Source organism: Pseudomonas sp. 3-2 (assembly GCF_019710535.1).
In the GTDB taxonomy this organism is placed as follows: domain Bacteria; phylum Pseudomonadota; class Gammaproteobacteria; order Pseudomonadales; family Pseudomonadaceae; genus Aquipseudomonas; species Aquipseudomonas pharyngis.
The window spans coordinates 4,601,278-4,613,240 of sequence record NZ_CP081200.1; the positions used below are offsets into that span (position 1 = coordinate 4,601,278).

Annotated in this window: 11 protein-coding genes; 2 read left to right on the forward strand and 9 right to left on the reverse strand. The window is 63.8% G+C overall.

All coding sequences use genetic code 11. The features are described 5' to 3' along the window. Positions 1–10: 10 nt before the first annotated feature. Complete coding sequence (locus K3819_RS20775) at positions 11–376, forward strand: Mpo1-like protein (RefSeq protein ID WP_007950951.1); 366 nt, start codon at positions 11–13, stop codon at positions 374–376. A 1-nt stretch (position 377) separates the two neighbouring features. On the opposite strand, the gene K3819_RS20780 is transcribed toward K3819_RS20775, so the two are convergent. The 3 genes from K3819_RS20780 to K3819_RS20790 form a co-directional block, all read right to left on the reverse strand. Next, positions 378–1,172 (reverse strand): acyl-CoA thioesterase II, encoded by a 795-nt coding sequence (locus K3819_RS20780; RefSeq protein ID WP_221397865.1) that lies wholly within the window; start codon positions 1,170–1,172, stop codon positions 378–380. A 121-nt stretch (positions 1,173–1,293) separates the two neighbouring features. After that, positions 1,294–2,061, reverse strand: a complete 768-nt coding sequence (locus tag K3819_RS20785; RefSeq protein WP_085612196.1) for a CHAD domain-containing protein — start codon at positions 2,059–2,061, stop codon at positions 1,294–1,296. Positions 2,062–2,138: 77 nt separating this feature from the next. Beyond that, positions 2,139–2,417 (reverse strand): hypothetical protein, encoded by a 279-nt coding sequence (locus K3819_RS20790; RefSeq protein WP_007950948.1) that lies wholly within the window; start codon positions 2,415–2,417, stop codon positions 2,139–2,141. Between the two features lie 216 nt (positions 2,418–2,633). On the opposite strand from K3819_RS20790, the gene K3819_RS20795 reads away from it, so the two are divergent. Next, complete coding sequence (locus tag K3819_RS20795; protein ID WP_085612195.1) at positions 2,634–3,671, forward strand: patatin-like phospholipase family protein; 1,038 nt, start codon at positions 2,634–2,636, stop codon at positions 3,669–3,671. Here K3819_RS20795 and K3819_RS20800 read toward each other — a convergent pair. The 6 genes from K3819_RS20800 to kdpF are packed head-to-tail and all read right to left on the reverse strand — an operon-like array spanning position 3,668 to position 11,564. Continuing rightward, positions 3,668–4,366 carry a response regulator gene (locus K3819_RS20800; protein ID WP_039770498.1) on the reverse strand — a complete coding sequence of 233 codons (699 nt, stop codon included), beginning with the start codon at positions 4,364–4,366 and terminating at the stop codon, positions 3,668–3,670. The two genes, K3819_RS20795 and K3819_RS20800, sit on opposite strands and share 4 nt — an antisense overlap. 48 nt (positions 4,367–4,414) lie before the next feature. Continuing rightward, entirely contained in the window at positions 4,415–7,066 is a 2,652-nt protein-coding gene (locus K3819_RS20805) for a sensor histidine kinase KdpD (RefSeq protein ID WP_221397866.1), read from the reverse strand. 34 nt (positions 7,067–7,100) lie between these two features. Beyond that, on the reverse strand, positions 7,101–7,646 hold the full coding sequence (gene kdpC, locus K3819_RS20810) for a potassium-transporting ATPase subunit KdpC (protein ID WP_221397867.1): 546 nt from the start codon (positions 7,644–7,646) through the stop codon (positions 7,101–7,103). Positions 7,647–7,703: 57 nt separating this feature from the next. Next, positions 7,704–9,761 carry a potassium-transporting ATPase subunit KdpB gene (gene kdpB / locus K3819_RS20815; protein WP_221397868.1) on the reverse strand — a complete coding sequence of 686 codons (2,058 nt, stop codon included), beginning with the start codon at positions 9,759–9,761 and terminating at the stop codon, positions 7,704–7,706. Between the two features lie 10 nt (positions 9,762–9,771). Beyond that, entirely contained in the window at positions 9,772–11,466 is a 1,695-nt protein-coding gene (kdpA, locus tag K3819_RS20820; protein WP_039770510.1) for a potassium-transporting ATPase subunit KdpA, read from the reverse strand. 8 nt (positions 11,467–11,474) lie between these two features. After that, complete coding sequence (gene kdpF, locus K3819_RS20825; protein ID WP_007950940.1) at positions 11,475–11,564, reverse strand: K(+)-transporting ATPase subunit F; 90 nt, start codon at positions 11,562–11,564, stop codon at positions 11,475–11,477. Positions 11,565–11,963 lie beyond the last annotated feature (399 nt).

Here is an 11,963-nt window from a genome sequence, read left to right on the forward strand (position 1 = left end):
GAGCAGCAACATGGGCAAACGTCACCCCAACCTTCCCGCGTGGCAATGGCGCGCGTACCCGAACAACCATCAGCACCCGACCAATCTGGTGCTGCACCTGATTGCCGTGCCGCTGTTCATCGTCGCGTTTCTGTTGATCGTCTCGGGTGTGTTCAGCCTGAGTCTGGCCAGCGTGGCGATCGGCGTGATCGGCATCATCGCGGCGCTGGGTCTGCAGCGCCATGGTCACAGCCTGGAGGCGCAAGCCTCCGAGCCGTTCAGTGATCGCAAGGACGCCGTCTCGCGGCTGCTGGTCGAGCAGTTTCTGACGTTTCCGCGGTTCTTCCTCAGTGGCGGCTGGTTTCGCGCCTGGCGTGAACGCCATCGCCGCCATTGAGTCAGGCGAAGATCGTCACCGTCTGCCGACTCATGGCAATCAGTTCACCCTTCGCGCTCCACAGCTTGGCGGCGACGTGACCGTAACCGTCAGCCGCATACTCGATGTCCGCCAGATACTGGCACCAGTCCAGCGTGCTCAAATCCTGTAACGGCTGAACGAATTCGATGGTCCAGGTCAGGGTGCTGCCCGGTGCCGGTTTCTTCAGGTACGGCAACAGCGCGGGTGGCCAGGCATCGACCAGCGCCAGCAGATGCGCCTCGTTGACCGGCTCTTCCTTCACATCCCCACGCAAACGCACCCAGCCGCCCATCAGCCGCGATTGATTGCCGGTGAACGGCATGCCGCCGACACTCCAGCGCATCGCCAGATGACGCATGAACTCCGGGGTTACGCCTTTGATGTAAGGCAGTTCCTGGCAGTCGTCCCAGTGTTTCATCTCGGGTGCCGGATACGCTTCAACCGCCACTTCCGACGGACGCGAGGCCCCGAAGCTGCCTTGCACCATCGTCACTACCTGACCGTTCTGCACGGCGCGCCCCAGCACCTGGCTGACTGCCTTGCCTTCGCGCAGCACCTCGACTTCAAAGCTCACCGGCACTTCGGGCTCAACCGGGCCGACAAAGGTGATCGCCAGCGAACGCACCGGCCGATCGGCAGGCACCCTGGTACGCATCACTTCAAACTGCAGCGCGGCCACCAAGCCGCCGAAACTGGCCCGGCCCTGGCCCCACTCCGCCGGAATCGTGACCTCCGGTTGACGACGGACAGCATCGATCAGATCGCAAAAGCGCATGGAAACCTCGGACACGAAAAAGGGAATGACCGGATCTTAACCAGCACGGCAGAGCGGCGCAGCATCCATTCCGGTCAAAGAGACTGACAGATAAGACAGCGGTGCTGCGCGCCAGCGGGTTTCAGGACCTGAAGCAGGCCGCGCTGAGTTTTTCCAGCACCCGGTCGGCCTTGATTTCGGCCTTGGCCATGGTCGCCTGCCAGGTGGCGACGCAGGGTTGCAGATCCGGCTCCAGCTCGGCGCGGGCCAGCCATTGCCAGCAATCGTGCCAGTCACCGAGGGCACCTTGTGCGGATTTCAAACGGGACAATGCGGCTTCCGGCAGACGATCCAGTTCCGGGTAGGCCTCGATGCCGTAACGCACGCGCTTGATCAGCAGACGCAGGCGATGACGGTCGTGGGCCGGATCGTGCAGCGCCACGTCGAGGTTCTTCCATTGTTTGCCCAGACGTTTTTCAATGCGCTTGTCCAGGCGCTTGAGCAATCCCTGGCGCTGGGACGCGCGCAGGAAACGCGGAAAGGCATCGAGGATCATCAGCAGCGACGCCACTTCGGCGCTGGCCGCCAGCGTCGGGTACGCCTCGGTCATTTGCGCCATCCGGCGCTGTGCAGCTTCCGGCTGATCATGTTTGATCAGCCAGGCCGCCAGCACCTCGCGGTCGCGCCACGGCGTGGTCAGTTGCCCGACGCAGGCCGCCGCGCTTTCCAGCTGTTCGACACCGGGCAAGCCGCGCAACGGTCGCAACAGACTGCGCAAGCGCCGTACGGTGGTGCGCAGGTCGTGCAGCGCTTCAGGGTCGGTCCGCGCGGTCAGACGCGCCTGACAGGCCAGCAGCCGCACTTCCAGGCTCAGGACATGGGCCACCAGCCGATCAACCAACGCAGACATCGCTTGCTCCTGAATTCAATGACTTTGCACGAGTGTGCGCCGGCGCAAGCGACCTGCCCTTGCGCTACGTCAGCAGCTTAGCGCCCGGCGCGGGACTCGCGAATGTAGAAACGCGCTTTTTCGGCTTTCTTGGTGCAGCCTTCGAAGCCCTCGAATTGCTGCTGGGTTTTGGCGGCTGTCAGCAAAGACAACGCCTTGGAGTAACTGACCGTACCGGCGAAACCTTCGGCCTTGGCCAGATCCAGTTCATGCCACGCCGCGTCCAGTTGGCTGCCGCAGCTGTCGCGGTAAGCGGTCTTGCCGGCGCAACCGGCCAATGCCAGAGCCATCAACGGCACACAGATCCAGGCTTTCATCACTCACACCTCAAAGATAGGTCAACAGTCGTGCAGGTAAGACGGTGCGCCAGCGAAAAAGTGCCTTGTGCCCCGCCATTGCGCTGCACGGCCAAGATAACGCCGACGGGTCATGAAGTATCGAAAAAACGACGCCATCGCCGCCCCGAGCGACCCCGGCGATTGAAGCCCGGCCCTCGATGGGTGCATTGTGCAACCTTGTCGGGAGGAAGTTTGATGAAAAAGCGTGTCGCACTGGTGCTGGGCTCCGGTGGCGCCCGGGGCTATGCCCATATCGGGGTCATTGAAGAGATCGAACGACGGGGCTATGACATCAGTTGTATTGCCGGCTGTTCCATGGGGGCCGTGGTCGGCGGAATCTACGCCGCCGGCAAGCTCGACGAGTACCGCAACTGGATCGAAAGCCTGGATTACCTCGACGTGCTGCGCCTGGTGGACGTCAGCTTCCGCCTCGGTGCGATCCGCGGCGAAAAAGTCTTCGGCCAGATCCGCAAGATCGTCGGCGAGATAAACATCGAAGACCTGCGCATCCCCTACACGGCGGTGGCCGCCGACCTCACCAACCAACAGGAAATCTGGTTTCAGGAAGGCTGTCTGCATCAGGCCATGCGCGCCTCGGCGGCGATTCCCAGCCTGTTCACTCCGGTGATGCAGGGCAACCGGATGCTGGTGGACGGCGGCATTCTCAACCCGTTGCCGATCGTGCCGGTGGTGTCGAGCCACTGCGACCTGATCATCGCGGTCAACCTCAACTCGACCAACCAGCGCCATTACAAATTGCCGGTGATCCAGCGGCCCGCCGCGTTCCGCACGCGCTTCGACAGTCTGATCAGTTCACTGGGCTCGAAGATGCCGTTTCGCCGCAAACAGGCCGAGCAATTGCTGTTGCTGGAACAGGAAGCATTGCGTGCCGAAGCCGCGGACATCAATCCGTGGATCGAAAGCGCCGAGCCGGAAGCCCAGCAACCGGCCGCCGCGCCTGAACGCGACGGCGCACCGAAATCCGCCACCGGATCGTTCATCGTCGATAACGTCGGGCCGGCTTCTTTGCTCGATCTGATCAACCAGAGTTTCGAGGTGATGCAGACCTCGCTGGCGCAGTACAAGATCGCCGGGTATCCGCCGGACATCCTGATCAACGTGCCGAAGCGGGTATGCCGGTTCTTCGAGTTCTACAAGGCGCCCGAGTTGATCGCGCTGGGCCGGGAGATTGCCCGGGATACGCTGGATCGCTACGAGAGCGAGCAGAACTAAAGACTGCTCTCGCTCAACAACCGATAACCGACACCCGCCTCGGTCACGATAAAGCGTGGCCGGGTCGGATCGTCTGCCAGCTTCTGCCGCAAATGCCCGACCACGATCCGCAGGTAGTGGCTGTCCTCGGTGTGAGTCGGGCCCCAGATGTCCTTGAGCAATTGCTGCTGGGTGATTACCCGCCCCGGATGCCGCGCCAGTTGCGCCAGCACTGCGTATTCCTTGCGGGTCAGGGCAACTTCAACGCCGTCCAGCAGCACCCGGCGATACGCCAGGTCCACGGTCAGCGGGCCGAAATTCAACGCGGCCTGCTGCGCTTCCCCGGCCGGTGCCTGACGCAACAACGCGCGCACCCGGGCGAGAAACTCTTGAATGCCGAACGGCTTGGTCACGTAGTCATTGGCCCCGCCATCCAGCGCCTGGACCTTCTGTCCTTCGCTGGCGCGCACCGACAGCACCAGCACCGGCGCCGTGGCCCATTCGCGAAACTCGCGCAGCACTTGCTGGCCGTCCATGTCCGGCAGGCCGAGGTCGAGCACCAGCAGATCCGGTTTGTTCAGCGCCGCCTGGGCCAGGCCCTCGGCGCCGGTGCCGGCCTCCAGCACTTTGTAGCCCTGGGAAGCGAGGCTGATGCGCAGGAACTTGCGAATCTGCGGTTCGTCATCAATGACCAAAATGGTCGCGGTCTGGCTCATGAATTCACATCAACACAAAAGAGTGGCAAGAGAGTAGCGCAGCGCGGATCAGGCTTCACCGTCCATCCCCGGTTGCGTCTGCAACGGCAGGTGCAGGGTGATGCAAGTGCCGCGCCCGTCGATGCCGTCGCCGACACTGATCCGCCCGCCATGGGCGCCGACCATGCCCTGACAGATCGCCAACCCAAGGCCGGTGCCCTGACCACCACGATCACCTCGGGCAGCGGTGTAAAACATGTCGAAAATCTTCGCCCGCTCATCCACCGGAATCCCCGGCCCTTCGTCGCTGACCGAGAAAAACACTCCGCTGTCATCCGCCCCGGCGCGCAGTTGCAGACGGCCGTGGGATGGCGAGAATCGGGCGGCGTTTTCCAGCACGTTCACCAGCGCCTGCTCGATCAACGCGGCATGCACGTACAACAGCGGCAACTCGGCCGGTACATCGGTGCTCACTTGCAACGACGACAGCACCGCCCGCAGACGATTGAGCGCACTGCCGACGATGTCCGCCGGCGACACCCAGTCCCGCGCCAGCTTCAGGGCGCCGTGGCCGAGACGGGTCATGTCCAGCAGGTTCTGGATGTAGCGGTCGAGGCGCTCGGCTTCATCGCGGGTGCCTTCCAGCAGCTCGCGGCGATCCTCCAGCGGGATCGCTTCGCCGAGCGCCAGCAGGCTGTCGATGCTGCCGCGCATCGAGGTCAGCGGCGTGCGCAGATCGTGGGACACCGAGGCCAGCAAGGCGCTGCGCAGTTGTTCGGTTTCGCCGTGCAGGCGCGCGGCTTCCAGGTCATCGGCCAGTTGCGCCCGGGCCAGTGCTTGAGCCAGGGGCTGGCTCAACGCGGTCAACAAACGACGACGCTGACCGCTCAAGGTCTGGCCCTCCTTGGCACACACACCGAGCAGCGCCAGCGGCCCGTCTTCCACCGACAGTGGCCACCACCACCAGCGCCCGAACGGCAACGTGCCGGTGCCCATGCCCGCCGGTTGATCGTGTTGCCAGGCCCAGTCGGCGGCGGCGCGTTCGGATTCAGTGAACTGCAATGGCCCGCCGGTTTCGACTTTCCAGCCGCCCTGCCCGTCGCGATTGAGCAGGCACAGCTGCAGATCGCTCCAGCCATTGAGGTGTTGGGCTGCGGCGCTGACCACGGCCTGACGGTCGGTGGCGGCGGTGAGTTTGCGCGATAGGTCGAGCAGTTCGGTGGTTTCTTCCTGGGTATCGCGCAGCGCCTGCAATTGCCGCCGCTGACGGGCTGCCAGGTTGCCGGTGAGCGCCGCCATCAGCAGGAAGAACAGCAAGGTCAGCACGTCTTCTTCGCGCTGGATGCTGAACGAGAAATTCGGCGGGATGAACAGAAAGTCATACGTCAGAAACGACAACGCCGCACAGGCCAGCGCCGGGCCGAGACTGCTGCGCACCGCCACCAGAAGCACTGCCGCAAGAAACACCAGCGAGATATTCGGCAACGGCAGCACGCTGGACACCGCCCACGCCAGTGCACTGGCCAACAGCGTCGCGACCAGCGCCAGCGCGTAGTCGAACCACACCAGCGTCGGCGCGACACGCGGGCGCGGCTGATGCTGCTCCTGATCACTGTCCAGCACATTGATTTCCAGACCATGGGCCTGACGCAGCAAACGTGCCGCCAGCCCGCCACCGAACAAACGCCTGCGCAGACGCGGCCGCGACTGGCCCACCAGCACCAGACTCGCCCGCCGTTCCGCCGCATGCTGAATCAGGGTTTTCGCCACCTCGCCGGCCCGCAGCAGCACCACGTCGCCGCCGAGGCGTTCGGCCAGTTGCTGGGCGCTTTGCAGGCGCAGGCGCGATTGCTCGTCACGCACGCTGCCGTTGTCGACGTGCACCAGACTCCACGGCAAATGCCGTCGCTGGGCGACGCGACTGGCGTGACGCACCAGCCGTTCGGCCTGGGCATCGCCATCGACGCCGACCAGCAAGCGCCCGCGCACCGCTGGCGCGGCCTGGCCAAGCTGACGATAGCCCTGAGCGAGATCGTTATCGACTTGCGCGGCAGCGGTCTGCATCGCCAGTTCGCGCAGCGCGGTGAGGTTGGTCTGGGTAAAAAATGCATCGATCGCGGCGCGTGCCTGCTCCGGCACGTAGACCTTGCCTTCGCGCAAGCGCTCGAGCAGTTCGCGGGGCGGCAGGTCGATCAGCAGCAGTTCGTAGGCTTCCTGCAACACCCAGTCCGGCAGGGTTTCGCGTACCTGCACACCAGTGATGCCCCGCACCTGATCGTTGAGACTTTCCAGGTGCTGGACGTTGACCGTGGTGTACACGTCGATGCCGGCGGCGAGCAGTTCCTGAATGTCCTGCCAGCGTTTGGCGTGACGACTGCCGGGAGCGTTGCTATGGGCGAGTTCGTCGACCAGCACCAGTTTCGGCTTGGCGGCGAGCAGGCCATCGAGGTCCATTTCTTCGAGCGTCACGCCGCGATATTCCGAGCGCACCAGCGGCAGTTGCGGCAAGCCCCCGAGCAGCGCTTCGGTTTCGGCACGGCCGTGGGTTTCGACCACCCCGGCGATGACTTTCACGCCCTGGCGCAATTGGCTGTGGGCCGCCTGCAACATCGCGTAGGTCTTGCCCACGCCCGGCGCGGCGCCGAGGAAAACCTTGAGCCGGCCGCGTCCGTCGCGGGGCAAGTCTGCTAACAGCGCGTCGGCGCGGCCGGAGTCACTCATGCTTGAAGCTCTCTCTTCCTGATGTCATCGCGATTTACAGCTTCTCGAGCGCCATGTTCAGCGCCAGCACATTCACCACCGGCGGGCCCACCAACGGCTGTTCGATGTGCGCGTCGAGCAGTTGCTGCAAAGTCGCTACCGGCACATTACGCGCGGCTGCAACACGCGCCAGTTGATAGGCAATCGCCTGCGGTGGCAAGTGCGGATCGAGACCACTGCCGGAGGTGGTCAGCAGCGCCAGCGGCACCGGGCCCTGACCGGGCACCTGCAGCTTGTTGGCGTCGTCAATCACCCGAGTGGCCAGTGCCGGATTGCTTGGCGACAGGTTGCTCGCACTGCTCGACACGGTGGCAAAGGCACCGGCCGATGGACGCGGATGGAACCAGGCATCGCCGACAAAATCCTGAGCGATCAGCGAGGAGCCGCGCACCTTGCCTTCGGCATCGCGCACCAGGCTGCCGTTGGCCTGCTCGGGGAAGGCGACTTGCGCGACGCCCGTAACTACCAGCGGATAGGCAACGCCGGTGACCAGGGTCATCAGCACCAGCAGGCTCAGGGCCGGACGTAACATTGTGGACATTTCAAAATCCTCGAATTCGTGCTTGAAGCGGTGTGCCCGGCACACCGCTGTTCAGGTTCAAACCAGATGCAACGCCGTCAACAGCATGTCGATCGCCTTGATCCCCACGAACGGCACCAGAATCCCGCCCAGGCCATAGATCAGCAAATTGCGCCGCAGCAGCGCCGCCGCACTCGCCGCCTGCACCCGCACACCGCGCAGGGCCAGCGGAATCAGCACGACGATAATCAAGGCGTTAAAGACGATGGCCGACAGAATCGCGCTCTGCGGGCTGGTCAAATGCATGATGTTCAGCACGCCGAGTTGCGGGTAGATCGCGGCAAACAGCGCCGGCAGGATCGCGAAGTACTTGGCCACGTCGTTGGCGATGGAAAAGGTCGTCAGCGCACCACGGGTCACCAGCAATTCCTTGCCGATCTGCACCACGTCCAGCAGCTTGGTCGGGTCGCTGTCGAGGTCGACCATGTTGGCCGCTTCGCGCGCCGCTTGCGTGCCGTCGTTCATCGCCATGCCGACGTCAGCCTGGGCCAGCGCCGGTGCGTCGTTGGCGCCATCGCCGCACATCGCGACCAGCCGACCGTCGTTCTGCTCGTGACGGATGCGCGCCAGTTTCTTCTCAGGTGTCGCTTCGGCCAGCACGTCGTCGACGCCTGCTTCAGCAGCAATCGCGGCAGCAGTCAGCGGGTTGTCGCCGGTGACCATCACCGTGCGAATTCCCAGCTTGCGCAGCTCGGCGAAACGCTCGCGGATACCCGGCTTGACCACGTCTTTCAGGTGGATCGCACCAAGCAGCTTGCCGTCGGCGCAGACCAGCAACGGGGTGCCGCCGCTCTGGGCAATCTTGTCGATTTCCCGGGACAGCGCCGGGGCCAGATCCTTGCGTTGTTGACCGAGGAAGGCCAGCAGCGAATCCACCGCGCCCTTGCGGAACACACGGCCCTGGTAGTCGACACCGGACAAACGGGTTTCCGCACTGAACGGCACGGCAGTCAGGGTTTCCGGCGCCGGTTCCGGCTGCGGATTGGAGCCGCGCAGGTACTCGACGATGGACTTGCCTTCGGCAGTTTCGTCGGCCAGCGAGGCGAATAGCGCGCCTTCGGCCAGCTCACGGGCATTCACACCCGGCGCCGCATACACCGCGCTGCAACGACGGTTGCCGAAAGTGATGGTGCCGGTCTTGTCCAGCAGCAACACATGCACGTCACCCGCCGCTTCCACCGCACGACCGGATTTGGCAATCACGTTCAGGCGCACCAGACGATCCATCCCGGCGATACCGATGGCCGACAGCAGCCCGCCAATGGTGGTCGGAATCAGCGTGACCAATAACGCCACCAGGAACACCAGCGGCAGGCTGCCATTGGCGAAGTGGGCAAATGGCTGGAGGGTCACGACCACCAGCAGGAAGATCAGGGTCAGGCCGATCAGCAGGATGTCCAGCGCCACTTCGTTCGGGGTCTTCTGGCGTTTGGCACCTTCGACCAGCGCGATCATGCGGTCGAGGGTCGATTCACCGGGGTTGGCAGTGATCTTCACCAGCAGCCAGTCGGACACCAGCCGGGTGTTGCCGGTGACGGCGGAACGGTCGCCGCCGGACTCACGAATCACCGGCGCCGATTCACCGGTGATCGCGGCTTCGTTGACCGCCGCAATACCTTCGATGACCTCGCCGTCACCCGGGATCATTTCCCCGGCTTCGACGCGCACCACATCACCTTTGCGCAGGCTGGTGGCCGGCACGACTTGGAAGCTGCCGTTGGCCAGTTTGCGTCGGGCGCTGAGGCCTTCGCTGCCAGCCTTGAGGCTGTCGGCGCGGGCCTTGCCGCGACCTTCGGCGAGCGCTTCGGCGAAGTTGGCGAACAGCACGGTGAACCACAGCCACAGCGCAATTTGTGCGGCGACGAAAGTCGGCACGCTGCTGTCGGGAATGAAGCACAGCACGGTGGTCAGGATCGCCGTCAGTTCGACCACCAGCATCACCGGCGAGCGCTGCAACTGGCGCGGGTCGAGCTTGACGAACGCTTGCACCAGCGCCGGACGCCAAAGGGCGCTGATCGCGGTTTTCGCTTGTTCCGGCGCCTTGACGGCGGCGGGTTTGATTGCGGGCATATTCATCATTGACTCCTTAGAAGCCCATGCTCAGATGTTCGGCGATTGGGCCCAGTGCGAGGGTCGGCAAAAAGGTCAGGCCGCCCACCAGCAAAATGGTCACGGTCAACAGGGTCACGAACAGCGGGCCGTGGGTCGGGAAGCTGTTCTGGCCGATCGGTGCGGTTTTCTTCATCGCCAGGCTGCCGGCCAGGGCCAGTACCGGGAGGATGTAACCGAAGCGGCCGATCAACATGCCCAGGCCGAGCATCAGGTTGTGGAACGCGGTGTTGGCGCCGAAGCCGCCGAATGCCGAACCGTTGTTGGCACTGGCCGAGGTGTAGGCGTAGAGCAACTGACTGAAACCGTGCGGGCCGGGGTTGCTCACCGCCGCCACCGGGCCCGGCAGGCTCGCGGCAATCGCGCCCAGCACCAGCACGCCGACCGGCATGACCAGCAGGGTGACGACCAGCAGTTGCACTTCACGGGCCTGGAGTTTCTTGCCGAGGTATTCCGGGGTGCGGCCGATCATCAGGCCGGCGAGGAACACCGCGATCAGCACGTTCAGCAACATGCCGTAGAGCCCCGCGCCGACGCCGCCGAAGATCACTTCGCCGACCATCATGTTCACCAGCGCGACCATGCCGCTGAGCGGGTTGAGGCTGTCATGCATGCCGTTGACCGAACCGTTCGACGCTGCGGTGGTGGTCACCGACCAAAGAACAGTGGCAGTGGTGCCGAAGCGCGCTTCCTTGCCTTCCAGCGGGGCGGTTTGTTCGACGGCGACGTTGTTCAGCGCCGGGTTCGGCTGATATTCGGCCCACAGCGAAGTGGCGCCGCCGATGATGAACAGCGCGAGCATGCAGCCGATGATGGCGCGGCTCTGACGCAGATCCTTCACGTAGTGGCCGAAGGTGAACACCAGCGCCACCGGGATCAGGATGATCGACGCAACTTCGAACAGGTTGCTCCAGGCGGTCGGGTTCTCGAACGGATGCGCCGAGTTGACGCCGAAGAAACCACCGCCGTTGGTGCCCAGTTGCTTGATCGCAATCTGGCTGGCGGCCGGGCCGAGCGGGATCACCTGATCAACGCCCTGCATCGTCACTGCATTCACATATTGGGCGAAGGTTTGCGGCACGCCCTGCCACACCAGGTACAGCGCCAGCAGCAGGCACAGCGGCAGCAAGCCGTAGAGGGTGGCGCGGGTCATGTCTACCCAGAAGTTGCCGAGGGTTTTGGTGGACTTGCGCCCAATGCCACGGCACAGCGCAACCAGTACGGCGAGGCCGGTGGCGGCGCTGACGAAGTTCTGCACGGTGAGGCCGACCATCTGGCTCAGGTAGCTGAGCGACGCTTCGCCGCTGTAGGCCTGCCAGTTGGTGTTGGTCATGAAACTGACGGCGGTGTTGAACGCGAGGGTCCACTCCTGGCCCGGCAGGTTTTGCGGGTTCAGCGGCAGGTGATCCTGAAACAGCAGGATCGCGAACAGCAGCAGGAAACCGGCAAGGTTGAACGCCAGCAGCGCCAGCGTGTACTTCTGCCAGCTCTGTTCGTCCTGCGGATTGACCCCGGCGATGCGGTAACAGCCGCGCTCGACCGGGCCGAGAATCGGCGTCAGCCAGGTGCGCTGGCCCTCCATCACCTTGTAGTAGAAGCGCCCGAGGAACGGCGCCGGCAGCAAGACCACCGCGAAGAAAGCGAGGATCAGCCAATAGTCATAACTGTGCATAGCCGCTCCTAAGTCCGATCCGCGCGCAACAGCGCAACCAACAGATAAATGAACAGCCCCACTGCCAGCAGCAGTGACACCCCGTCCAGAACGCTCATGGAAGATCTCCGTGTTACGGCGTATTGCCGCGTGTGGAGGCATTGTCGGAAAGGAGGCTGTAAAGGAACGAGAGCGAGGGTGTGGGCGGGGCATAAAGAAAGCGTAAAGAGTGGGTTTACGCGGGCGTTACAGCAAAGTTTTGCGTCGTGCGGGCGGGACTCTTCGTCGGATCGCCGCCCGGACCAAGCCCGCTCTCACAGGGGTATGCGTTGTTTGGACGAGCGCATTTCAGAATGTGGGAGCGGGCTTGCCCGCGAAGACGGCAGCACAAACAACATCGCACCCAACTGGCGCACAATTTTGTGGGCATTGCGCCGCGAACATCCCCGATACGACAGCTTTCAGCCTATTACGACCCGCCAATGCAAAATGGCACGGCCACTGCACACGCCCTTCCC

What these genes read in the sequence shown, in the direction of transcription:
- K3819_RS20775 (WP_007950951.1), top strand. Translation starts at nt 11, where the DNA reads ATGGGCAAACGTCACCCCAACCTTCCCGCGTGGCAATGGCGCGCGTAC.
- K3819_RS20780 (WP_221397865.1), bottom strand. Translation starts at nt 1,172, where the DNA reads ATGCGCTTTTGCGATCTGATCGATGCTGTCCGTCGTCAACCGGAGGTC.
- K3819_RS20785 (WP_085612196.1), bottom strand. Translation starts at nt 2,061, where the DNA reads ATGTCTGCGTTGGTTGATCGGCTGGTGGCCCATGTCCTGAGCCTGGAA.
- K3819_RS20790 (WP_007950948.1), bottom strand. Translation starts at nt 2,417, where the DNA reads ATGAAAGCCTGGATCTGTGTGCCGTTGATGGCTCTGGCATTGGCCGGT.
- K3819_RS20795 (WP_085612195.1), top strand. Translation starts at nt 2,634, where the DNA reads ATGAAAAAGCGTGTCGCACTGGTGCTGGGCTCCGGTGGCGCCCGGGGC.
- K3819_RS20800 (WP_039770498.1), bottom strand. Translation starts at nt 4,366, where the DNA reads ATGAGCCAGACCGCGACCATTTTGGTCATTGATGACGAACCGCAGATT.
- K3819_RS20805 (WP_221397866.1), bottom strand. Translation starts at nt 7,066, where the DNA reads ATGAGTGACTCCGGCCGCGCCGACGCGCTGTTAGCAGACTTGCCCCGC.
- kdpC (WP_221397867.1), bottom strand. Translation starts at nt 7,646, where the DNA reads ATGTCCACAATGTTACGTCCGGCCCTGAGCCTGCTGGTGCTGATGACC.
- kdpB (WP_221397868.1), bottom strand. Translation starts at nt 9,761, where the DNA reads ATGAATATGCCCGCAATCAAACCCGCCGCCGTCAAGGCGCCGGAACAA.
- kdpA (WP_039770510.1), bottom strand. Translation starts at nt 11,466, where the DNA reads ATGCACAGTTATGACTATTGGCTGATCCTCGCTTTCTTCGCGGTGGTC.
- kdpF (WP_007950940.1), bottom strand. Translation starts at nt 11,564, where the DNA reads ATGAGCGTTCTGGACGGGGTGTCACTGCTGCTGGCAGTGGGGCTGTTC.